The following is a 22,123-nucleotide window of genomic DNA, read 5'->3' as shown; positions in this document are numbered from 1 at the left end:
AAGAAAAAAACCATTCAACCTTCTATGTATGAACATATAGAATATACAGATTTAAATCGAATTAATTTGGATGTTTATCCAATACTCTTAGGGATAGATACATAATGACTAAATCGGCTAGCTTCCTAGGATTGAGTTGGGTCAAATCTTCTATGCGCTTGAGCCTGTAATGGAGGGTATTGATGTGGATATGTAGGGCTGCAGCGGTTTCTTTCAAAGATAGATCACATGCAAAATACATGGAAAGGGTTTTAAGCAGCTCCTCATTAGGAAGCAAATCCTGTATCGTCCGGGATAAATATTCCTGTCTTGTTTCAGCGGTAACTTCATCAAGCAGGACCTCAAGCTTCAAGTCCTCGTCAAATATAATTCCCGATGAAGGAAACGCAATTTTCAAGGAACGTTCCGCTTTAAAAAATGCTTGCCTGAATGCTGATCCCGGTGTACGCGAACTAACCCCTGCACTCACTTTATAACCAGAACTCTCTTCCAGCTTTCTTTGCAGTTTACTTAATTTCTTTAATTGTTGGACTTTTGAACCGATAAAATCGGCTATTGAAAGAATGACGAATTGATTCCTTCCCCAACGGACAACGATGTCCTTGGGATGCTGCTGACCTATGTATATCTGAAGCGTTTTCCACACATGGGGTTCGATGATTTTTTCAGTCTTAAATTCACCTAGAGTGATGATTCGGTCTGCATGAACATCGACCCCAAGCAACTTAGCCTTCTGAAGGAATGGCTCATTGAACAGCTCCAGCTGATGCCATTCAAATACAAAGAATTCCATCAGCCGTGATTGGGATTCTGCTCGTTCGATGTGATAGCTTTCCTGAATGAACATCTCCGTCATCTTTTTTAAAAGTTCTGCATAGGGGGAAACATGTTTGGGGTCTCCCGTAATTCCAATTACACAAACGGCTTCATGGTTAAAGAAAATGGGTAGATTTATTCCTGCTTTCACCCCTTTCCAACTTCGTTCATCCTGTTTATTGATGATCAATTTCTCACGATTTTTGAAAGCGTGGATGGCTCCTTCATGGTAAGATCCAATACGGCTGCTATCGGTGCTTGCGATAATCGTGCCAGCATGATCAATAATGATGATTTCCTCATCAATCAGCTTCCGAACCTCATGAACCAATTTTTCTGCCACTGCTGCCAATTGCATTAGATTTCCTCCTTTTTTGAATGAGCTTGGAAAATATTTCGAGGCTCCCAAACGGGAGCCTCATACTTATGGAATCATCCAGGAAAGGACACCATTTTGCAAGAAGGTAATCACACAAATAAGCAGTAATAAGAATAAACTATGCTTAAGCGTGAATCTCAATAATTCAGATTCCCTGCCCGCCAATCCAACGGCAGCACAAGCAATCGCTATCGATTGGGGTGAAATCATCTTTCCGGTGACCCCTCCGGATGAGTTTGCCGCAAGTGCCAGGACCGGTTCCATTCCCACTTTAAGAGCGGTGACTTTCTGAAGACTGCCAAATAAGAGATTGGCTGATGTATCAGACCCAGTAATGAACACACCAAGCCACCCTAGAACCGGGGCGAAGAACGGAAACAAATCCCCCGATTTTGCAAGGGTCATCCCAAGTGTAGTCGACATGCCTGAAGCATTCGTTACGTAGGCAAAAGCCACAACGGAAGAAATCATCAAAATCGGTTTCGCCAACTCATTCATCGATTCGGCAAAGGTCCTCGTAAAATCTTTTGCTGACATTTGAACTATGAACTTCGTAACGATGGCAGCCAGCAAAATGGCGGTCCCGGCTGCTCCAAGCAGTTCTATTTTATAAAAAGCGGCGATCGGCAGTCCATTGCTTCCTATTATCTCATTATGCAGACCTGGCACTTCGATTTGGAAGGTTAATAGTTTCCCGATTTCATTGATTCCGCCAAGCAACGCATTGGTGCCTTCATAATGCCCTGAAAGCGCCGGCTTAATTGGGTTCATCCCCCAAATTGTGATGAAAGCCGTTAACAGAAGGAATGGTGACCAAGCATGGAATATCTGCCACTTCGTGTACTTTGTTTCCGCTTCGGCTGTGTCGTCCAATTGTTCGACAGCTGCTGCCGTTTCCTCTGATGCAAAGCGAAAGATCGTTTTAGGTTTCCAGAATTTAAGGAAAATCGCTAATGCAAATAGTGACACTAATGCAGAAAGGATGTCCGGTAATTCAGGCCCAAGGAAATTTGAACTTAAGTACTGGGTGATGGCAAAGGAAAATCCGGAAACCAAAATGGCTGGCAAGACTTCGAGCGACCTTTTCCACCCAGTCATTATCAAAATGAGATAAAGCGGGATGAAAGCCGAAAGGAATGGCAATTGACGGCCAACCATTTTTGAAATTTCCATGGCAGCTATGCCAGTTGGGCCTTCCATGGCGATGATCGGTATGCCAACCGCCCCAAATGCTACCGGAGCGGTGTTCGCAATTAAACAAAGCCCTGCTGCATATAGCGGGTTAAAACCGAGACCAACCAAAAGCGCGGCTGAAATGGCGACAGGTGCTCCAAATCCCGCGGCACCTTCCAAAAAGGCCCCGAAAGAAAATGCCACCAATAAAGCCTGAAGGCGGCGGTCTTCGGTAAGCGAAAGCACCGATGAGCGAATAATATTGAATTGTCCGCTTCTAACTGTCATTTTGTACAAAAATACTGAAGTGATGATTATCCATCCGATTGGGAGCAGCCCATATACCGCTCCTTGTGAAGCAGACATCACTGCTTTTCCTGCAGGCATTCCATATATCAATACAGCCACTGCAAGAGCTACAAGCAACGTCGTTATACCAGCAAAGTAGCCTTTCATCCGTTTGATGGTAAGTGCCCAGAAAAAGTAAAGAATTGGGATGAGTGCGGCAATAGATGATAAAACTAAATTATCGGTGATCGGCGTAAAGTTTTGTGTCCATGTCATTCATTTCGACTCCATTTTCTATAGATTTTTTAAATTTTCTGAAATCAATCGCTAGTTGAAAACCCTTACATATGCGAATATTCAAAGTCATCAGATGACTTGATGAGTATTCATTAAAATTAAATGATTAAAAATATAAAATCAAGATTTTTTTTTACTTTTTACTAATTTTTAACCTTCTGGAAGTGTGAAAGATCATTTGTGTTATATAATATTAACCAGAGAAACTCATAGAAAATAGAGGTGCTACTCCTTGGTGTATAAAAAAATAAAGCCGAAAAAAATTTATGAAGAAGTCAGCGATGAACTTTATGAAATGATTCGGTCTGGTAACCTGAAACCAGGTGAACAATTGGATTCTATTCAGCAGCTTGCCGAAAATTTCCAAGTCGGGCGTCCGGCCATCCGTGAAGCATTAAGTGCATTAAATTCAATGGGTCTCATTGAAATAAAGCAAGGGGAAGGGACATTCGTTAAAACCTTCGACCCTACCATCATGAACCATCCCTTGTCTGCTGCCCTTTTGATGAATCAAGATAATATTAAGCATTTGCTGGAAGTTAGAAAAATCCTTGAATCTGGAACGGCAGAAGTGGCCGCGAAGAAAAGATCGGAAGAAGACCTTATCGAACTTAAGGAAAGGCTTTTTGATATGGAAAAGGTATCCCACGATGAAGAACTTAGTGATAAAGCGGATATTGCCTTCCATGTTGCAGTGGCCAACGCTTCACAAAATGAGCTGCTGATTACATTGATGAACCACGTTTCAGAATTAATGACGGAAAAGATGCGTGATATCCGTCGGGTTGCGCTTTATTCCGAAGAGATGACACTTAAGCAGCTTTATCAGCAACATGCGCTGATTTATGATGCAATCGTGGCACAAGATGAAGCTGGAGCCCGCAATGCCATGCTGTTTCACCTTCAAGGCGTCGAGGAATCACTGAACCGGATCATCCAAAAAAATCAGCAAAAGAATAGTTGATATTCTTTTAATTTTCAAAAATACTCTATACAAACAATGATAAAATTGATATATTACTTTGAAAATGATACTACATTTAAATATTGGAAATTGGTTTATTCTCTTAACCATTTCCTTTTTCTATTTTTTAGTCATCAGATGACCTGTTAACCTATTCGAAAAAGGAGGAGTTCAGATTGAAAGTTACTCTCTTTGCAACATGTTTAGTTGATTTGTTTCAATCCAATGTCGGTAAGGCTACAGTGGAGCTACTCGAGAGATTAGGCTGTGAGATCGATTTCCCGGAATCCCAGATATGCTGTGGACAGCCGGCATATAATAGCGGATATACGAAGGATTCGAAGGAAGCTATGAAAAAGATGATTAAAACCTTCGCCGATGCTGAATATATCGTAACCCCTTCCGGTTCCTGTGCAGCGATGTTCAAAGAATATCCGGTCCTTTTCAAAGGCGATGCCGAATGGGAAAAGAAAGCAGCCTCATTAGCGGATAAAACATATGAATTGACCCAATTCATCGTGAATGTCTTAAAAGTGACCGACGTCGGGGCGACCCTTAAGGGAAAGGCTACTTATCATACTTCATGCCATATGACACGGCTGCTTAAGGTGAAGGAGGCACCTTTTATTTTGTTAAGCCATGTTAAGGGCCTGGAAATGACACCCCTTCCGGATGCTCAAAATTGCTGCGGATTCGGGGGAACCTTTTCAGTTAAGATGGGTGACATTTCCGGGCAAATGGTAGAGGAAAAAGTCTGCAATATTGAAGATACCGGGGCCGATATTTTAATAGGTGGGGATGCAGGATGTTTGATGAATATCGGTGGACGGATTCAAAGGAAGGGACAACCGGTGAAAGTGCTCCATATTGCGGAAGTCCTGAATAGTATTTAAAGAAAGCGAGGAGGGAAAGACGATGGCTATGAAAACCAGTTCTGCCAAGTTTAAAGACCGGGTGGATGAAGGAATACATAATGATTTTATGCGTTTGGCCGTTTCCAGTGCCCAAGAACGATTACACGGACGGCGGCTGACGGCCGTTGATGAATTGGGAAACTGGGAGGATTGGCGTTCCCTTGGGGAGGAAATCCGGCAGCATGTGCTCAGCAACCTTGATTTCTATTTGCACCAGCTTGCAGAAAACGTTTCGAAAAGGGGCGGTCATGTCTTCTTCGCTGAAACGGCTGAGGAAGCAAGCGGCTACATCAAAGATGTCATTGTAAAGAAGAATGCCAAAAAAGTCGTGAAATCGAAATCGATGGTCACGGAAGAAATCAATTTGAATGCAACTTTGGAAGCAGTTGGCCTCGATGTCGTTGAAACGGACCTTGGTGAATACATTTTACAAGTGGATGATCATGATCCCCCTTCCCATATTGTGGCACCTGCTCTCCATAAAAATAAAGAACAGATAAGAGATGTTTTTAAAGAGAAGCTTGCGTATACGCAAACCGAAAAACCAGAAGAGCTAACCGCCCATGTCCGGGGCATTCTTCGGAAAGATTTCTTAAACGCCGATGTGGGAATTACCGGCTGCAACTTTGCGATTGCGGAAACGGGCTCAATCGGTTTGGTGACGAATGAAGGAAACGCCGATTTGGTCACTGCCCTTCCAAAAACGCAAATCACCGTGATGGGAATGGAACGGCTTGTGCCTACATTCGATGAATTCGAAGTCCTTGTCAGTTTATTGACAAGAAGCGCTGTCGGTCAAAGATTGACCAGTTACATCACCGCACTTACCGGCCCGCGTGATGAAGGCGATGTAGACGGACCTGAGGAATTCCACCTTGTAATCGTAGATAATGGACGTTCCTCCATTTTAGGAACTGAGTTTCAATCCGTTCTTCAATGCATTCGCTGTGCTGCCTGTATAAATGTATGCCCGGTCTATCGCCAGGTTGGCGGCCATTCATATGGTTCAATATATCCTGGACCAATCGGTGCTGTGCTTTCACCCTTGCTCGGAGGGTATGATGATTTCAAGGAGCTGCCGTATGCCTCAACTCTTTGTGCTGCTTGCACCGATGCCTGTCCGGTAAAGATCCCTCTCCACGATTTACTGAGGAAGCATCGTGAAGTCATCGTTGAAAAGGAAAAAATGGCTCCATTTACAGAAAAGATGGCCATGAAAGCATTCGGAATCGGTGCATCTTCTCCTATGCTTTATAAGTTCGGTTCCAAAATGGCCCCATCAGCGATGTCTCCTTTTAAAACTGGGGATATCATCTCAAAAGGACCCGGACCACTCAAAACTTGGACAGAAAGCCGCGAGTTCCCTGCTCCAGATAAAGAAAGCTTTCGTGACTGGTTCAAAAATCGTGAAAAGGGAGGGAAACCATCATGAATGGAACCATACACAATGAAGGGACATTTTTAAACAATGTTGCCAAAAACCTCGGAAGGGCTCCTATTATGGAAGGCATTTCCGTTCCCGTATGGAAGCACGCCCCCCAAAAAGAGGTTTTGAAACATGCGAAACCCAATGATCTTATCGAGGTATTGGAGGAGCAGTGCAAACGGGTACATACTCAGCTCCACCTCACCGACTCCAAGCAAGTGATGCAGTGTTTAAAACAGGTGATCGAGGAACTTGGAAACGGCCCCTTGATCATCCCTAAGGACGATCGGTTTTCTGCCTATAAGTTAGAGGATATCTTAAAGGAAAAAGATGTCCATGTATGGGATCACCAAGCAGGGAAAGAAAATATCGAGAAAGCCGAGAGTGCTAACATCGGAATCACATTCAGTGAAATGACACTAGCTGAATCAGCGACCGTCGTCTTGTTCAGCGACAAGGACCACGGCCGCTCCATCAGCTTCCTTCCTTCCTGCCATGTTTCCATCATTCCAAAAAGCACTATCGTTCCACGAATGACCCAGGCTGCGGCGGCCATTCGTTCGAAAGTAACCCGGGGCGAAATCGTTCCTTCCTGCATTAATTTCATAACAGGACCGAGCAATTCCGCCGATATCGAAATGGATCTTGTCGTCGGCGTCCATGGGCCGATCAAAGCGGTCTATATAGTGGTCGAAGATAAATAGAAATGAGGAAAAAATGGAGAGGACCTAATCAGGCCCTCTCCATTTTCATATTTCACTATCTTACTCGTAAATGATCCGATCAACCGCTTCACGGTCCAGGCGTTTGATCACTTCGACAATAAGCTTAACGGCATTTTCATAATCATCCCTGTGAAGCATTGCTGCGTGTGAATGAATATAACGAGTTGCAATCGTGATTGCCAGAGCAGGTACTCCATTTGCCGTCAAATGGATGGAGCCGGCATCCGTCCCGCCACCTGGAATCGATTCATATTGATAAGGTATATTCATTTCATCAGCCGTGTCGGTGACGAAATCGCGTAATCCCTTATGTGCTACCATCGATGCATCATATATAACGATTTGCGGACCTTCACCCATCTTACTCATCGCTTCTTTATCGGATACCCCCGGTGTATCACCAGCTATGCCAACATCGACTGCAAAACCGATATCCGGCTGAATTTTGAATGTGGATGTTTTAGAACCACGCAGGCCGACCTCTTCTTGCACCGCGCCAATTCCATAAACGACATTAGGATGGTTGCTATCTTTCAGCTGTTTAAGCACATCAATGGCAATTGCACAGCCAATTCGATTGTCCCAGGCTTTGGCAAGCAGCATCTTTTCATTATTCATGACCGTGAATTCAAAATATGGCACAACCATATCCCCTGGCTTGACGCCCCATTCCTTAACCTCTTCTTTGCTTGCTGCACCAATATCAATAAACATATCCTTAATATCAATCGGCTTTTTCCTCGCCTCCGCTGACAGGATATGTGGCGGCTTGGAACCGATAATGCCAGTTACATCACCTTTACTTGTAACGATCGTCACGCGTTGGGCCAGCATGACCTGTGACCACCAGCCTCCTACCGGCTGAAAACGCAAAAATCCTTTATCATCAATTTGGGTAATCATGAAACCGACTTCGTCCATATGCCCAGTAACGACGATTTTCGGACCGTTTGCATCCCCCGTTTTCTTCGCAATCAAACTTCCCAGGCCATCTGTCGATATTTCATCAGCAAATGGTGTTATGTATTCGGTCATCACTTTTCTTACTTCACTTTCATTTCCCGCAATACCCTTAGCATCCGTTAAATCCCGCAGCATTCTTAACGTTTCATCTAATTGAACCATCCCCATACCTCCCTATTACTTACATTATAAGAATAATTATACATAAATTCGATTGCATAAACAATCAGTAGCCTTGCTTTTGCCGTTCGTAGTTCACTTCATTTTTACTTACATATGCTTTTTCCACATCCACTGCCGAAAATCCAAGCAACTCCCCTAAATGCAAATACTCAGCAAAAACCTTTTGGAAAGATGATTCTGTCAATTGCGTCCGAAATTCACTGATGTAGCCGTAAATGGCAGTAAATTGAGCTGTCAAATCCCTATGCTGCACCTTGAGGGCAGATGGGACTTCCGGCACGAATCCCCGTTCGATTCCGAGTGACAAAATGAAATGAATGCCATCCACATATTCAGCCAAAATCGTTTCTTTATCAGAGGGACCTTTTAGACTCCAGAATTTAAAACATCTCGTTTCATTAGCTAGCTCGCCAAGCTCCACTAAGAGGGCAAGTATCTTACGTTCGACCAAGTCTTCGGCACCTAAATCATGCTTGGATTGTATATGCTCATCTAAAGCCGCCTGCATGTCCAATAATTTACCTATGTTCATTTATCATCACTACTTTCTATCGTCTTCCTTTAAATTATATCAAATAAATGAAACTTATTAAAAACCCATACGTAAATGAAGAGAATCACTCTGTTTAAGGGAGGTAGCTCCATGGTATTGATCATGCGGTTCATTATTTTGGCTCTCATCATCTTCTTAATATATACAGTTATCAAATACCTATTTAATCCGAAAAGAAAATTAGAGCTGGCACATGAACAGAAAAAATTCTTTTTGCTCGACGATACAGCCAATATACGCAAGAATTTTTTATTGACATACAACGGGGTGATGTTTGAAGGGGAAAAGTATTTAGGGACGACGGAACGCTCCTTTGAAGTCATCTCCATCTTCATATGGCCTAAAAAAGTGGCAGGCCTGAAAGGCTTGAAGCGAAATGACTTTTTAAAAATCGAGGCAGCCATAAAAAAACAATATCCGGATGCCGTCATTGATTGGAAAAGCCCGGTTAAGGAATTTTTGGAAAAATGAAAAATACCGCGCGTTATGAAGAGCCTTGAGAAACGAACTCAAGGCTCCATATTAATCATGTGAACGGAAAAATTCCTTCCATGGTACGACCGTCTGCTTCTCCCTCAATAAATATAGCAATAAGGTCAATGATAATAAAATAATGACGATCAGTGTCGGACTGAAATCTGCAATATAGTGGCCAAAAACCGTGTATACGAAGGCTACGGGGATATTAGTCATGAAGGAATGGTAAAAATAATTTTTCAATCCTTTATTGGATTCCAATAAGCAAAGCGACAATAAATAAAAATGTATGAATGGTATTAGTCTCAGTACTGCAATTTGCCGGCTGTTTAGCTTTCGGTTTCCAAACAGTTTATTCTTAAGGCGCAGCAGCTTATCCTTTGTTTTCGGAAATTTGCCGATCACGAAATAAAAGGCCATACTGGACAACGTCAAACCGATTACGGAATATATGGTTCCAAAAGCCGCCCCGAATAAAACTCCGCCGGACATGCAAACCACAATGACGGGAATGAATAAAAATTGCCTTAATAGATGAAAAGTGATAAAGATCAACGGTGCAAACACGCTGCCAGATTGAACGTAACTCATCACAAGTGTCAGTTTATCATTCATGCTCTCCCTCCAGCTACTCTTTGCTGCTTCTACAAGCATATACATTATACGGGCTACATATTACCATTGTATGAATATCTTAGTCAATAAGCCTATTTGAAGAATCATCAATATAGGCAGACCCCACTTGAAAGCGGCATGCTTCGTCTTATGGCGGAAATGCTTCATCCCCAGAAATGACCCTGTCCCTCCACCTATGACCGCCCAAAACCAAAGCGTCTTTTCGCTGATCCGGTATTCCCGATTACGCGCTTTCCTTTTGTCTACTCCCATTATGGCAAACCCGATGATGTTCGTGATGATCATATAACCTGCAATGAACCATACTACTTGCATCCTCATCCCCTCCTTTAACTATGTAAAAAGCCACCCTCTTGAAAAGAGAGTGGCTGATATCAGTTAGACTTATTTGTCTAATTGTTGTTTAGCAGCAGTTGCTAATTGAGCAAAAGCTTGTTCGTCAGCAACAGCAAGATCTGCAAGCATTTTGCGGTTCACTTCGATACCAGCAAGCTTTAGACCATGCATTAAACGGCTGTAAGAAAGACCGTTGATGCGTGCTGCAGCGTTGATACGAGTGATCCAAAGTTTGCGGAAATCACGTTTTTTCTGACGACGGTCACGGAAAGCATAGTTTCCTGACTTCATTACTTGTTGGTTAGCTACTTTGAAAAGAATATGTTTCGCGCCATAGTAACCTTTAGCTAATTTTATTACCTTTTTACGACGTTTGCGAGTAACAGTACCGCCTTTTACACGTGGCATGTTATTTCCCTCCTATTTAACTCGATAAATCGAACTTATTTAATGTTGTCTAGCATATGACGAATACGTTTGAAGTCACCTTTGCTTACAAGGCTAGCTTTGCGAAGCTTACGCTTTTGCTTAGTAGATTTGTTAGCAAATAAATGGCTTGTGTAAGCGTTAGAACGCTTAAGTTTGCCGGATCCAGTCTTTTTGAAACGTTTAGCAGATCCGCGGTGAGTTTTCATTTTAGGCATAAGGTATTCCTCCTCATTACAAATTACTTTACAATTACTTTTCGTTTTTCGGTGCTAAGATAATGAACATGCTGCGTCCGTCCATTTTTGGATGTTGCTCGATTGTAGCCACTTCTTTACATGCTTCAGAAAAACGAACGAGTACACGTTGACCAATTTCCTTATGCGTAATGGCACGTCCTTTGAATCGGATAGAAGCTTTTACTTTATCGCCTTTTTCAAGGAATTTAATACCGTTGCGAAGCTTCGTATTGAAATCATGTTCTTCAATCGTCGGGCTCAAACGAACCTCTTTTAGACTGATGACCTTTTGATTTTTACGTGCTTCCTTGTCTTTCTTTTGCTGCTCGAAGCGGTGTTTTCCGTAGTCCATGATCCGGGCTACCGGAGGCTTTGCATTTGCAGCAACTAAAACTAGATCAAGATTTACACGAGCGGCAATTTCCAATGCTTCGAATTTCGTTTTAATTCCAAGTTGTTCTCCGTTTTGGTCAATAAGACGAACTTCACGGGCTCGGATGCCCTCGTTTACCATCGCGTCTTTACTAATAGTTAGCCACCTCCAAAGATATTGGCGAATACGAATATTTGAATCAATTCGGTCACGCTCACAACTCGCTTACAGGATATAATCATAATAAAAAAGTGTGGATGCATGCTGCACCCACACTGATAGACTCATTCAGAAAGATCCAAATAATCAAATCATGACCTGTTAACTGCATTGCTTGCGTCAACCAGGTGAGAAGCGGGTGCTTCTTCTTTTCCTCAAACACGTATTCAATTCACTTTAGAAATATATCATAAACACTGATGACTTGTCAAATGCTAATTTATACGTTTTTCACAACAAAATTAATATTATCAGACATTCTGTTATTTGACAATATGTTTTTTTAAGTAATTTGGACAAATAGTATTCGTCATGATACCTTTCATCGAAAAAATAATGAGTCCCGTTTCATTCCTTCTAGTTCAAAACCAATCTTGTTATAAAGGGAAAGTGCCGGTTCGTTGTTAGCAATAACCGGTCAATTCTAGGCACCGGATTTCATATTCAAGTGCTTGCTCCTCCATTTTTTGAAACAGCTTCGCACCGACTCCTTTTCCTCTCTCTTGTTCGGAGATGCCGATAACAATTTTGGCAGAATGCTTTGTTCTGCTAAGATCATTGCCCAATAAGATGAGATGCCCTATCAAGTCGTCGCCGCTTGCTGCAACGAGGAAAACGGAGAGGGGTTACTTTCAATTTGCCTCTCCTATTTATTCTTCGTTGCTTTTCTTTCCCCCGGATTGTTCAACATGAACCCGGAATCCTCAACATGATTGATAAAGAGCTGCCAATTTCCCTGCATCTTGGCTTGTGGCCTTTCGAATGTCCATTTCTTCCGCTCCCTCATTGGTTACAGGCCAAACGGATAGAACCATCAAATGTTAAGAGTTTTCTTTCGCCTTTTTCCTTTTCTCAATGGTGTCCCAAGAATATAGAGCTATCCAAAAAATCAGGACCGGGACAATCGCATATTGTCGATAATCATCCAATAACAATAAGATGATGATGGCAAGGAATGTTGGCCCAAATAGATATGAAAATTTCTTTTTCATGCTGACCCTCCTTTTCATTGCTATATTCACATAATAGTTTCATTTTATCATTCCTTAATTAAAAAGAGGGGACACAACGATTATGTGCCCCCCTTTTGCTGTTAACGGCTTACTTCCGCTTTAATCGCTGCAACAAAATCTTCAAAAGCGATCGTTTCCGATTTTTGTTCACCGTATTTTCGTACATTCACACTGCCTTCTTTGGCTTCATTGTCTCCAACAACCAGCATGTACGGTATTTTTTGCATTTGTGCTTCACGGATTTTATAACCGATTTTCTCGTCACGTGTATCCAAATCGACACGAATGCCTTGCGCTTTAAGTTTTTCCTGCACTTCCTTCGCATAATCCAGGTGCACTTCAGGTGAGACCGGAATCACTTGTGCTTGGATAGGTGCCAGCCAAGTCGGGAATGCTCCCTTGTATTCTTCGATCAAGTAAGCGACGAAACGTTCCATTGTGGAAACGACCCCGCGGTGGATTACAACCGGACGGTGCTGCTTGCCGTCTTCACCGACATAATTAAGATCAAAACGTTCAGGGAGCAAGAAATCAAGCTGAACAGTGGAAAGCGTTTCATCTTTCCCTAAGGCAGTACGAACCTGGACATCAAGCTTAGGACCGTAGAATGCCGCTTCACCTTCCGCTTCAAAATAATCAAGACCAAGTTCATCCATAGCATCTTTTAACATGCTTTGTGCTTTTTCCCACATGGAATCATCATCGAAATATTTTTCTGTATCCTGCGGATCGCGATATGACAGACGGAATGAATAATCCTTGATATCAAAATCTTTATATACTTCCTGAACCAGGTTCACAACGCGCTTGAACTCTTCTTTGATTTGATCTGGACGGACGAATATGTGCGCATCATTCAATGTCATCCCACGTACACGCTGAAGGCCGGAAAGGGCACCTGACATTTCATAGCGGTGCATCAAGCCGAGCTCGGCAATCCGGATTGGCAGTTCGCGGTAGCTGTGAATACTGTTTTTATATACCATCATGTGATGCGGGCAGTTCATGGGACGCAGGACAAGCTGTTCGTTTTCCATTTCCATGACAGGGAACATGCCGTCCTGGTAATGATCCCAGTGTCCAGAAGTTTTATAAAGGTCCACGCTTCCCATTACAGGTGTGTAGACATGATCGTAACCAAGGCGTTCTTCCTTATCCACGATATATCTTTCGATTGTCCGGCGGATGGTCGCGCCTTTTGGCAACCACATCGGCAATCCTTGCCCCACTTTTTGTGAGCTCATGAACAAGTTCAATTCTTTACCGATTTTACGGTGGTCACGTTCCTTGGCTTCTTCGAGGAAACGCAGGTGTTCGGCTAACTCTTCTTTTTTATAGAAAGCTGTTCCGTAAATGCGCTGAAGCATTTTGTTTTTGCTATCGCCTCTCCAGTATGCACCAGCAATGCTCAATAGCTTGAATTCTTTAATTTTCCCAGTTGATGGAACGTGAATTCCACGGCAAAGGTCAAAGAATTCCCCTTGTTCATAGAGCGTTACTTGCTGATCGGCTGGAATCGCATCGATCAACTCCAGTTTATACTCGTCGCCTATTTCTTTAAAACGGGAAATGGCCTCATCACGACTCACTTCGATGCGGGAAATTTCCAAGTTTTCGTTGACGATTTTCTTCATTTCTTTTTCAATCAATGGGAGGTCTTCAGGAGTCAATGATTCCTCTAGATCCATATCGTAGTAAAAACCGCCCTCAATGACTGGCCCTACACCAAACTTGGCGTTTTTGTATAAACGTTTGATCGCTTGTGCCATCAAGTGTGCTGTACTGTGACGCAATATTTCAAGAGCATCCGCTGCGTCCTGTGTTACGATTTCGATTGTACCGTCTTGTTCAATCGGGCGTTTCAAATCATATAATTCACCATTGAATTTTCCAGCAATGGATTTTTTCCTTAAACCAGGACTGATGGATGCAGCGATTTCTTCAGTTGTTGTGCCTTTAGCAAACTCCTTGACCGCTCCGTCAGGAAAAGATATTTTCAGTAATTCAGACATTCCGTTTCACTCCTTCTTATTGTTCAAACAAATTAAGGGTTTTTGATTCCATTACAACACAAAAAAGCCCGCCCCTGTATAAAACAGGGACGAGCTTAGTAATAAATATCATTAACCCGCGGTTCCACCCTCGTTCCATCTTGCTTTTCAAGGCAAAACGGCACTTGTAACTTGGTAACGGCAGCTTCCCGTCAGCTCATATTCGCAGAATGCCTGCTTTCCGAGCCGAAGTTTAAAGGTGGTAAGTGTTCCATGCGAATAGGAAGCTTACAGCCTATTGGCTCCCCTCTCTGATAATCGGCGACTAGAATACCCTTGTCCTCATCATAACTTTTAGTTTTTTAATAGTATGTAGGAAATTATAATTTGTTATACGGTGAAAATCAAGGTTAATTTTCTTTTTTCGAAGAAAGATTATTCAAATGCATTTGAAAAGGACGAAAGCGGCAGGACGGTCACCCGTTCTTCGAAAATCCTTGAAATGGTCTGAATCAGCCCCTCTTCCTTGTCATCGGTATAGATGCACAAGTTTTCAGGAGCAATCGATAAAAGCGGGGCAAGTATCACCGTATCGAGAAAAAGTGAACTTTTGGCAAGAAGCCTCCTGTCGATCATACTATTGATTTTCGGACGGTCGAGTTTGCTGAATTTCTGATCATAGAAATGAAAACCATCCCGGTTGACCAGGTGAAGCTTTCTTAGTTTCGACTCCTGCCCATGAAGGCAATCACGGAGAGTGGCAATGAAATTTTGATAGTCCTGTTCCAGCTTGTATTCATCAATCGCCTTGACGACATACTTTTCCAAAGTTTGCTGAAATGATTTTAAACGGAAGGTCGTAAAAGAATCAAATGAAAAAGATACCTTTCCCGCCAATATGCTTTGGAGTCCTTCCTCAATCAATCGTTTCTCCGTACTGAATGCTTCATCTTGATTCCTGGCTCTTTCCACTTCGATGATTGATGATGCAATTTCAATGATGGCTTCAATTTCTTCCCGTTCCCTATAAAAAAATTTACCGACTATTATTTGCTCCAGAACAGGAAGCGTCTTTTCTTCCAATAAAAAAGAATGAAATGCATCGCGAAGCAGAATTAGCCATTTATCACCTGAAGACTCCGTCATATCCACATGCATGCCTTGTTGCGGAAGAAATCGAATGTATGCTTGAAATTCTGCCCCCAGTGGATGGACAGAAACGAAATCCAGTAATTTCAATGCCTCTGAATCGTTTTGAAACGAAATTTGCACTACGACATCCCCCCTTCCCCCTTGCTTCTTTTTTCATGTATATGGGGATGGGGACGTGTTTAGAAGTGGGATGGACCTTGTAAGAAGAAAAAAGTGACCTCCATTAAGAGACCACTTTTCTTCATCTTCTCCGATTCACGCCATCAAGCTTGACCGGCTCCGCTAAATATTGAATTCTTTCCAGTACCCTGGCCGCCTTCACTTCTTCCTTTTCACCACGTTGTGAAAAGGTCAGGTGATTCTCCAGGCCATTCATGTCAAAATTCGAAGTGAAAAACGTCGGAAGGTTTTCCAGCATTCTAAATTGCAAAATCGGGCCAAAAACCTCATCGCGTCCCCAGCTTGTCATGGACTCCGCTCCAATATCATCCAGCATGAGGACTGGTGCCGTTTTCACCATCTCAATTTTTTCATTGACCGTATTGTCACCTATTGAACCCTTAAGTTCCCTCAAGTAGTCAGGTACATAGACAATAAGGGAGGAAATTTGCCTTTCTGCAAGTTCATTGGCAATCGCACCTAATAAATACGTTTTCCCAACACCGAATTTACCATATATATATAAGCCTTTTTGCCTTTTGCCTGGTTCATACTCCATAATGAACGACATCGCTTTACTTAAAACACCCAAGCGTTTGTTTTCATCATCCGTTTGAGTGAAGTCATCAATGGTCGCCTTTAAAATATCCTTCGGCACGTAAAGGCTGCGGATCAATTTTTCGCGTTTCCGCTTTTCATCCTCTGCCAATTTCCGCGGGCAGATTTCATAATTCAGATTCAGGGCCTTCCCTTGAACGACCAATTTGGGATAATACCCCTGCATCATATTGATGCAGCCGTCCAAGCTTGGACATTTATCGCACTTATTGCTTTGTGAAGTGAACTCATAAAGCTTCCCTAAGTTTTTTTCAATCATGTCTTCCGTGACCGTCGAACTGTTGGCATTCAAAAATAACCGCACCTGTTCATCTTCAAAAATCTCCTGTTTCAGCTTTTCATAACGCTGTTGAAATTGGTTTGTATTGGCCAATTTATTCAGGGATCTATTAATCTTTTCCATCGTTCATTTCACCTCCAGCTTTCCACTGCTTCCATTTTTCCTGAAGCTCACGTTTCTGGGCATTCAATTCGGGCTGATCCGCATTCTGCTCTTGCTGCGCTTCTTCTTTTTTCTCAAGCCACTCCGGAACCACTTCTTCCCGTATTGTCTTTTTCCGGCCGCCTTTTGCAGCATTCCTGCTTCCTTGAGCCCAGTCCTGATATTTCCGGTGTTCATTTTTAGCTAGTTCCATCGCCTCGATGACGGTTGAGACCTTTAGCCGTGCCCAATGGCCTGCCAACTTTTCCACATAGCCCTTCGTGAACTTCATATCCGTTTTGAGCATGACATATTCAATCAAAACATTGACGACACCAGGATTCAGCTTTTGATTGATCATTACGCCCTCCACCACTTTCAAATCACCGCTTGATGGCTCTGCGCCGCCGGACAATTGCATCAGCCGCTCCCGCGGGGATATCGTCTCCAAATGTCGGATTAGCTCTTGTTCCTGCGTTTTCGGTTCTTCTTTTTGTGTCCGTTCACGAATCGGCTGCACACGATTGACAAGGGAAGGCATATCGGCCTGCCGTTCGATCTGATACCAGTCCCTTGCTGCCTTTCTGAGCATTTCCTCATCGATCTCATCATCCAATGAAACGGCATCCATTACTAGTTTTTGCATTTCAAGCGGATCAATGCCATATAAAAAAGCAAGTTTGGCAATCGTACTTTTAATTTTCGGAGTAAAGGCCTTTTTCGGTACAATCGAAGATTTCATCCCGGCAAATAAAAGTTCAAAATCAAATAAGTTGTCAAACCCCGAAGGCTCTACGCCATCCGTCCGGTCGATAAATTGCTGTTCAGGCATGGGTTTCCATTCGTTTTTCGCTTCATCCGTTACATATAAAGAGTCCAAATGATCTGATGAGAATACCTCCGCAAAAGATTTAGTCACACCTTCATATTGATCCGTTAAGATATGATCATCACAAAAGAATCTCTTTAACCGGTTGAATTGTGCTTTACCGATCTTTTTGTATAAATAGATATTCAGCATTCCGTCCGTGAAGAACTGTTGGGGGGAAAGCGGCGGATTTATCTCATAGATAAATTCCTTTGTCTCATTTTTCGATTTCTTATATACATTCAACAAACCGATTCCCTCAAGTAAAAGGCGTGCTTCGTAAATATCACCTAACTTAAGGCCTATGGTATTCATTAATTGATAATGTGAGGAGGTTTCCGACCATAGCCTGTTTTCCTCCAACTCACTCCATAACGTCATATATAGGCTAATACAGATAGGTCCAATAAGAGGTTGATATAGTCGGGTAAGTATTTTCCGATCATAATCATGAAGCAGCCCCGCAGATGAGACCAAATATGAATCAGCTGGGAGCAATTCTTGCCAATGCATTGACATCTCCATTCAAACCTTTCAAAAGATGTAGTGAAAAAAGAGCCAAAGTAAATCTTCAGCTCTACTTTCTTTCTTTATTTATTAAATCTTTCAATTCATCGATGAAGACATTGATATCTTTAAATTGTCGATAGACGGATGCGAATCTAACATAGGCAACCTCATCGACTTCTGCCAGCTTGTCCATTACCATTTCGCCGACACTGTCGCTTTTCACTTCCGATATGCCCTGGTTGCGTAGTTCTTTTTCTACATAACTGGTAATTTGCTCTAGTTCTTTCAAGGGAACCGGGCGTTTTTCGCAAGCCCTGATTAAGCCACGCAGGATTTTATCACGACTGAACTCTTCCCGTGTACCGCCTTTTTTCACTACAATGAGCGGTGTTTCCTCCACCTTTTCAAATGTCGTGAATCGAAAACCACATGCCTCACATTCACGGCGTCGTCGAATCGATTTACTTTCATCGACTGGCCTGGAATCGAGCACTCTTGTTCCGTTATATTGACATGATGGGCATTTCATCATTATCAGCTCCGTATTTTATGTAGGACTCCCCTATCTAAATGTTCCCCAAGGAATTACTTTTCTATCTTAATCTTATATTAAAAGGAACGGCCAGTACAAGTAAAAAGTGTAACTTCCAGCAGTAGGCACTTTTTGTCACGCACTAGAAGCACCGTTATCAAAGTCTTTGTGCTCTGGGATCTTCTACCCTTATAAATTGATTCATTGCATTAAAAAAGAGATGCACCCATGGCATCTCTGTGTATACGTGTTTTTTATAGGGCACTTATATTGGTTTTTTTCATTTGTACAGGACCTAATCCACGTGGTAATTCTATATTTTCACGTGTTTGCGCATTCAAAGCTTCTGCAATATAATCTGCCGCAATATTCGGATCCAAGTTACCGCATGTATAGACATCAATGCTGGCATAGCCGTGTTCAGGAAAACTGTGAATCGTTAAGTGTGATTCAGAAATGATGACAACCCCACTAACTCCTTGTGGAGCAAACTTGTGAAAGGCAACTTCTCGTACCTCTGCACCTGATTTTAAAGCAGCATCAACAAAAATCTTTTCAATCAAATCGATATTGTTCAGTTTTTCAAAGTCACAACCCCAAAGTTCAGAAATGACATGTCTACCCATAGTTTCCATAGTGTAAGCTGTTTCCATATTAAGCTTCCCCCTTACCATGATTAAAAAATAAGTCTGATAACTACCACGGGGGAAAGTTAGTCCAAAGAGGTCCTAACCCTTTAAGTAGCCATCACGTAAACCGCTTTTTTAGAAGTTCACGATTCATAGTATATATGGTTTGATTTTTTTTTGCAACTCCAAATTGAATTTTTAGATAGATAAACTTTTATGTAATAAAGATATGGAAGGGGGCCCATAGAAGGAAAATCTTTCTTGTGTTTATTCAGCGCTTAAAACCGCCAGGAATTGATTGATCAGCCGAATTGAAAATAGCCCGCTAAAAAATTTAGCAGGCTCGATTTTTTCATTATTTTACTGATAATTCGACTTCGGAAGTTTTTTTCAACTCGGACGCAACTAATTTTACAAGGTCCACTACCCGATTGGAGTAACCCCACTCATTATCATACCAAGCCAGGACTTTAACTTTCCTGTCACCAATCATCATCGTTGTCAAACCATCGATGATGGCAGAGTGAGGATTAGTTTTAAAATCACTTGAAACTAAAGGTTCCATCGTGAATTCCATGATTCCTTTGAGTTCATTTTCTGAAGCGTCGATGAAAGCTTGATTCACTTCATCAATCGTGACATCACAGTTTAAATCCACAACAAGGTCGACTAGGGACACATTAGGTGTCGGTACGCGTAACGCCATTCCGTGAAGCTTACCTTTTAATTGAGGCAACACTAGTGAGATGGCTTTTGCAGCTCCTGTAGTCGTAGGAATGATGCTTTCCGCAGCGGCACGAGCACGTCGTAAGTCTTTGTGCGGGTTATCGATATTATTTTGATCATTTGTATATGAATGTATCGTTGTCATTAAACCATTGTTGATGCCGAATTTCTCATCAAGCACTTTTGCAACCGGTCCAAGACAGTTAGTTGTACAAGATGCATTAGATATGACAAAATGCTTGTCAATTTCCAGCACTTCCTGATTGACGCCCATGACAATGGTAACGTCTTCATTTTTACCCGGCGCTGATAAAATCACCCTTTTTGCCCCTGCTTCTAAATGAAGAGCCGCTTTAGAACGATCATTGAATTTCCCAGTAGCTTCAATTACAATATCTATGTCCAGCTCTTTCCAAGGCAATAGCTTTGGATCGCGGTTATTTATCAGTTGTACTCGGCGGCCATTCACTACAAGTGAATCATCTTCCGCAATAATGATACCGTCGAATTTACCATGTATCGTATCATACTTTAGTAAGTGTGCTAAAGTTTCAGCAGGATAGCTTGCATTAATGGCAACAATGTCCAAACTCTCATCTATTATGGCCTTTCGGAAAACCATTCTTCCAATTCTCCCAAATCCGTTAATCGCTATTCTTGAATTCATTGTTCGGACCCTCCTGAAAATATTAATGTTATACTTATTACCTCTCGCATGTAATTAGTATAACATAATTCAGTTGTATTGTGCTAATAAAAATGCTGATTGTTTATTTTTTTCAACACAAAAGGAAGAAACCCGAAGATTTCTTCCTTTTATCATAACTATATGACATGCCATTCACTAAGCAGGGCCTTCACCTGCTTCTTCGTTTCCTTAATGTCCCCATTATTATCGATGACGGCATCCGCTAAAGCCTTTTTATCAGCTAAGGGCATCTGCGAGTGGATCCTGGCAAGCGCATCCTTCTCCGATAGACCATTCCTGGTCATTAAACGTTCCAATTGAACTTGTTCATCCACATATATTAAAAGCGTCTTTTCCACCATGAATGTCAACTTACTTTCGAATAGGAGCGGAATATCCATGAATACCGTTTCTTCCCCTGCAGCGAGTGCCTCTTCCGTTTTGAGGCGCATCCAATTCCTGACAGCAGGGTGAACGATGCCATTCAATAGCAATCTCTTTTCCTGGTCATGAAATATTATCGACCCTAGCTTTACGCGATCTATATTCCCATCCGTCAATAAGATATCTTCTCCAAACGCCTCCACAACTTGATGATAGGCTTCTTCACCTGGCTCAACGACAGCACGGGAAGCCAAATCTGCATCTACAATCGTGAATCCGAGTTCCTGTAAATAGAGGCTGACACTGCTTTTCCCGCTGGCGATGCCTCCGGTGATTCCGATGATTTGTCCCATAAGCTCCCCCTTTTAAACCATGTATCATAACTTGAATAAACCGATTATAATTAATAGTACACCTGGAAGAAAGGTTAAATGCTGGATAACTTTATTATTTGAAAGCAATTTCCCGCTTTGCAGTCCGCTCCAGATGAAAATTGAACTCATAACAGCGATGCATACTGCGAGGATAATCGGTGAAATCCCGATCATGGCCGCTCCGACTCCAGCCCCGAACGCATCCAGCGAAAGTGCAAACCCCAAAACAAGCGCTTCAACACCCATGATCGTACCTGATTTATCAAAATCGGCATTCAATGGTTTTTGTAAAATATTAACGACTACCCCAAGTGATTTAATTTCAAAATTAAAGATGATCTTTTCATGATATCTATCATCTTTCAAATCTTTGTCAGGCTTAAAGTACTGGTATACCATCCAGGCACCAAGAAAAATAAGGATGATGCCCCCCGTTTTTTCAGCCGCCCCGATAGATATGAGCTGACTGATGAATTGACCGATGACCATCGCTATGCCTAAACTCAATGCAGAACAAAATGAAATGACCGCTATTGACTTTAAGGGGATTTTCATCTTCCGCATACCGAATGTCAAACCTACGCCAAATCCGTCAATACTAACTGCAAAAGCAAGAAAAATAATTTGTAGCCACATCGGAATATTACTCCTTCCCTTCTCGGTGCTACCCT

24 protein-coding genes, 1 pseudogene and 1 other annotated feature are annotated in these 22,123 nt (G+C 42.2%); of the genes and pseudogenes, 5 read left to right on the top strand and 20 right to left on the bottom strand.

Going from position 1 to position 22,123, the window contains the following annotated elements; all coding sequences use genetic code 11:
• Positions 1–61: 61 nt before the first annotated feature.
• Both ACQKKK_RS01155 and ACQKKK_RS01150 read right to left on the bottom strand, forming a co-directional pair.
• On the bottom strand, positions 62–1,174 hold the full coding sequence (locus tag ACQKKK_RS01155; RefSeq protein ID WP_427613451.1) for a PucR family transcriptional regulator: 1,113 nt from the start codon (positions 1,172–1,174) through the stop codon (positions 62–64).
• Positions 1,175–1,240: 66 nt separating this feature from the next.
• Complete coding sequence (locus tag ACQKKK_RS01150; RefSeq protein ID WP_427613449.1) at positions 1,241–2,932, bottom strand: L-lactate permease; 1,692 nt, start codon at positions 2,930–2,932, stop codon at positions 1,241–1,243.
• A 253-nt stretch (positions 2,933–3,185) separates the two neighbouring features.
• Here ACQKKK_RS01150 and ACQKKK_RS01145 point away from each other — a divergent pair, with 253 nt between their 5' ends.
• The 4 genes from ACQKKK_RS01145 (at position 3,186) to ACQKKK_RS01130 (ending at position 6,961) form a co-directional block, all read left to right on the top strand.
• Entirely contained in the window at positions 3,186–3,917 is a 732-nt protein-coding gene (locus tag ACQKKK_RS01145) for a FadR/GntR family transcriptional regulator (protein WP_427613447.1), read from the top strand.
• 176 nt (positions 3,918–4,093) lie between these two features.
• On the top strand, positions 4,094–4,810 hold the full coding sequence (locus ACQKKK_RS01140) for a (Fe-S)-binding protein (protein WP_427613445.1): 717 nt from the start codon (positions 4,094–4,096) through the stop codon (positions 4,808–4,810).
• A 22-nt stretch (positions 4,811–4,832) separates the two neighbouring features.
• Positions 4,833–6,263, top strand: a complete 1,431-nt coding sequence (locus ACQKKK_RS01135; RefSeq protein ID WP_427613444.1) for a LutB/LldF family L-lactate oxidation iron-sulfur protein — start codon at positions 4,833–4,835, stop codon at positions 6,261–6,263.
• The gene (locus tag ACQKKK_RS01130) at positions 6,257–6,961 is read left to right on the top strand and encodes a LutC/YkgG family protein (protein WP_427614042.1); all 705 of its coding nucleotides are present in this window, start codon (positions 6,257–6,259) and stop codon (positions 6,959–6,961) included. Before ACQKKK_RS01135 ends, ACQKKK_RS01130 begins: the two co-directional genes overlap by 7 nt.
• Before the next feature lie 60 nt (positions 6,962–7,021).
• Here ACQKKK_RS01130 and ACQKKK_RS01125 read toward each other — a convergent pair whose 3' ends face one another.
• Both ACQKKK_RS01125 and ACQKKK_RS01120 read right to left on the bottom strand, forming a co-directional pair.
• Positions 7,022–8,107, bottom strand: a complete 1,086-nt coding sequence (locus ACQKKK_RS01125) for a M42 family metallopeptidase (RefSeq protein ID WP_427613443.1) — start codon at positions 8,105–8,107, stop codon at positions 7,022–7,024.
• A 64-nt stretch (positions 8,108–8,171) separates the two neighbouring features.
• Positions 8,172–8,660: a dUTP diphosphatase gene (locus tag ACQKKK_RS01120; RefSeq protein WP_427613442.1), complete on the bottom strand. Its 489-nt coding sequence runs from the start codon at positions 8,658–8,660 to the stop codon at positions 8,172–8,174.
• Positions 8,661–8,771: 111 nt separating this feature from the next.
• Here ACQKKK_RS01120 and ACQKKK_RS01115 point away from each other — a divergent pair, with 111 nt between their 5' ends.
• The gene (locus tag ACQKKK_RS01115; protein ID WP_427613440.1) at positions 8,772–9,152 is read left to right on the top strand and encodes a sigma-w pathway protein ysdB; all 381 of its coding nucleotides are present in this window, start codon (positions 8,772–8,774) and stop codon (positions 9,150–9,152) included.
• A 51-nt stretch (positions 9,153–9,203) separates the two neighbouring features.
• Here the strand turns inward: ACQKKK_RS01115 and ACQKKK_RS01110 are convergent, their stop codons facing one another.
• From ACQKKK_RS01110 to ytaF, 16 genes and pseudogenes are all read right to left on the bottom strand, one after another.
• Positions 9,204–9,773, bottom strand: a complete 570-nt coding sequence (locus ACQKKK_RS01110; RefSeq protein WP_427613439.1) for a TVP38/TMEM64 family protein — start codon at positions 9,771–9,773, stop codon at positions 9,204–9,206.
• 60 nt (positions 9,774–9,833) lie between these two features.
• Positions 9,834–10,109, bottom strand: a complete 276-nt coding sequence (locus tag ACQKKK_RS01105) for a DUF1294 domain-containing protein (RefSeq protein WP_427613438.1) — start codon at positions 10,107–10,109, stop codon at positions 9,834–9,836.
• A gap of 69 nt (positions 10,110–10,178) precedes the next feature.
• Positions 10,179–10,538 carry a 50S ribosomal protein L20 gene (gene rplT / locus ACQKKK_RS01100; protein ID WP_034309067.1) on the bottom strand — a complete coding sequence of 120 codons (360 nt, stop codon included), beginning with the start codon at positions 10,536–10,538 and terminating at the stop codon, positions 10,179–10,181.
• A 35-nt stretch (positions 10,539–10,573) separates the two neighbouring features.
• Complete coding sequence (gene rpmI, locus ACQKKK_RS01095; protein ID WP_034309070.1) at positions 10,574–10,774, bottom strand: 50S ribosomal protein L35; 201 nt, start codon at positions 10,772–10,774, stop codon at positions 10,574–10,576.
• A gap of 34 nt (positions 10,775–10,808) precedes the next feature.
• Positions 10,809–11,309, bottom strand: coding sequence for a translation initiation factor IF-3 (infC, locus tag ACQKKK_RS01090; protein WP_034309072.1), 501 nt, complete (start codon positions 11,307–11,309; stop codon positions 10,809–10,811).
• Positions 11,310–11,407: 98 nt separating this feature from the next.
• Positions 11,408–11,544, bottom strand: a sequence feature (ribosomal protein L20 leader region).
• A 247-nt stretch (positions 11,545–11,791) separates the two neighbouring features.
• Positions 11,792–11,992 (bottom strand): annotated as a pseudogene (locus tag ACQKKK_RS01085) (GNAT family N-acetyltransferase); the annotation flags it as partial.
• Positions 11,993–12,208: 216 nt separating this feature from the next.
• The gene (locus tag ACQKKK_RS01080) at positions 12,209–12,379 is read right to left on the bottom strand and encodes a hypothetical protein (protein WP_410861169.1); all 171 of its coding nucleotides are present in this window, start codon (positions 12,377–12,379) and stop codon (positions 12,209–12,211) included.
• 101 nt (positions 12,380–12,480) lie between these two features.
• A complete protein-coding gene (gene thrS / locus ACQKKK_RS01075; RefSeq protein ID WP_427613437.1) occupies positions 12,481–14,412 on the bottom strand; it encodes a threonine--tRNA ligase in 1,932 nt (643 codons plus the stop codon).
• A 414-nt stretch (positions 14,413–14,826) separates the two neighbouring features.
• Positions 14,827–15,663: a sporulation protein YtxC gene (gene ytxC / locus ACQKKK_RS01070; RefSeq protein ID WP_427613435.1), complete on the bottom strand. Its 837-nt coding sequence runs from the start codon at positions 15,661–15,663 to the stop codon at positions 14,827–14,829.
• 121 nt (positions 15,664–15,784) lie between these two features.
• Complete coding sequence (dnaI, locus tag ACQKKK_RS01065; protein ID WP_427613434.1) at positions 15,785–16,723, bottom strand: primosomal protein DnaI; 939 nt, start codon at positions 16,721–16,723, stop codon at positions 15,785–15,787.
• On the bottom strand, positions 16,710–18,122 hold the full coding sequence (locus ACQKKK_RS01060) for a replication initiation and membrane attachment family protein (RefSeq protein WP_427613432.1): 1,413 nt from the start codon (positions 18,120–18,122) through the stop codon (positions 16,710–16,712). The genes dnaI and ACQKKK_RS01060 overlap by 14 nt, the downstream gene beginning before the upstream one ends.
• 64 nt (positions 18,123–18,186) lie before the next feature.
• Complete coding sequence (nrdR, locus tag ACQKKK_RS01055; protein ID WP_034309080.1) at positions 18,187–18,648, bottom strand: transcriptional regulator NrdR; 462 nt, start codon at positions 18,646–18,648, stop codon at positions 18,187–18,189.
• 257 nt (positions 18,649–18,905) lie between these two features.
• Entirely contained in the window at positions 18,906–19,286 is a 381-nt protein-coding gene (gene speD / locus ACQKKK_RS01050; protein ID WP_061142319.1) for an adenosylmethionine decarboxylase, read from the bottom strand.
• A 349-nt stretch (positions 19,287–19,635) separates the two neighbouring features.
• Positions 19,636–20,673: a glyceraldehyde-3-phosphate dehydrogenase gene (locus ACQKKK_RS01045; RefSeq protein ID WP_427613430.1), complete on the bottom strand. Its 1,038-nt coding sequence runs from the start codon at positions 20,671–20,673 to the stop codon at positions 19,636–19,638.
• A 158-nt stretch (positions 20,674–20,831) separates the two neighbouring features.
• Entirely contained in the window at positions 20,832–21,431 is a 600-nt protein-coding gene (coaE, locus tag ACQKKK_RS01040) for a dephospho-CoA kinase (protein ID WP_427613428.1), read from the bottom strand.
• Between the two features lie 24 nt (positions 21,432–21,455).
• Positions 21,456–22,088, bottom strand: coding sequence for a sporulation membrane protein YtaF (ytaF, locus tag ACQKKK_RS01035; protein ID WP_427613426.1), 633 nt, complete (start codon positions 22,086–22,088; stop codon positions 21,456–21,458).
• Positions 22,089–22,123: the final 35 nt, after the last annotated feature.

Source organism: Peribacillus sp. NPDC006672 (assembly GCF_050274955.1).
Classification (GTDB): domain Bacteria; phylum Bacillota; class Bacilli; order Bacillales; family DSM-1321; genus Peribacillus.
This window is presented reverse-complemented; position numbering and strand designations above follow the sequence as displayed.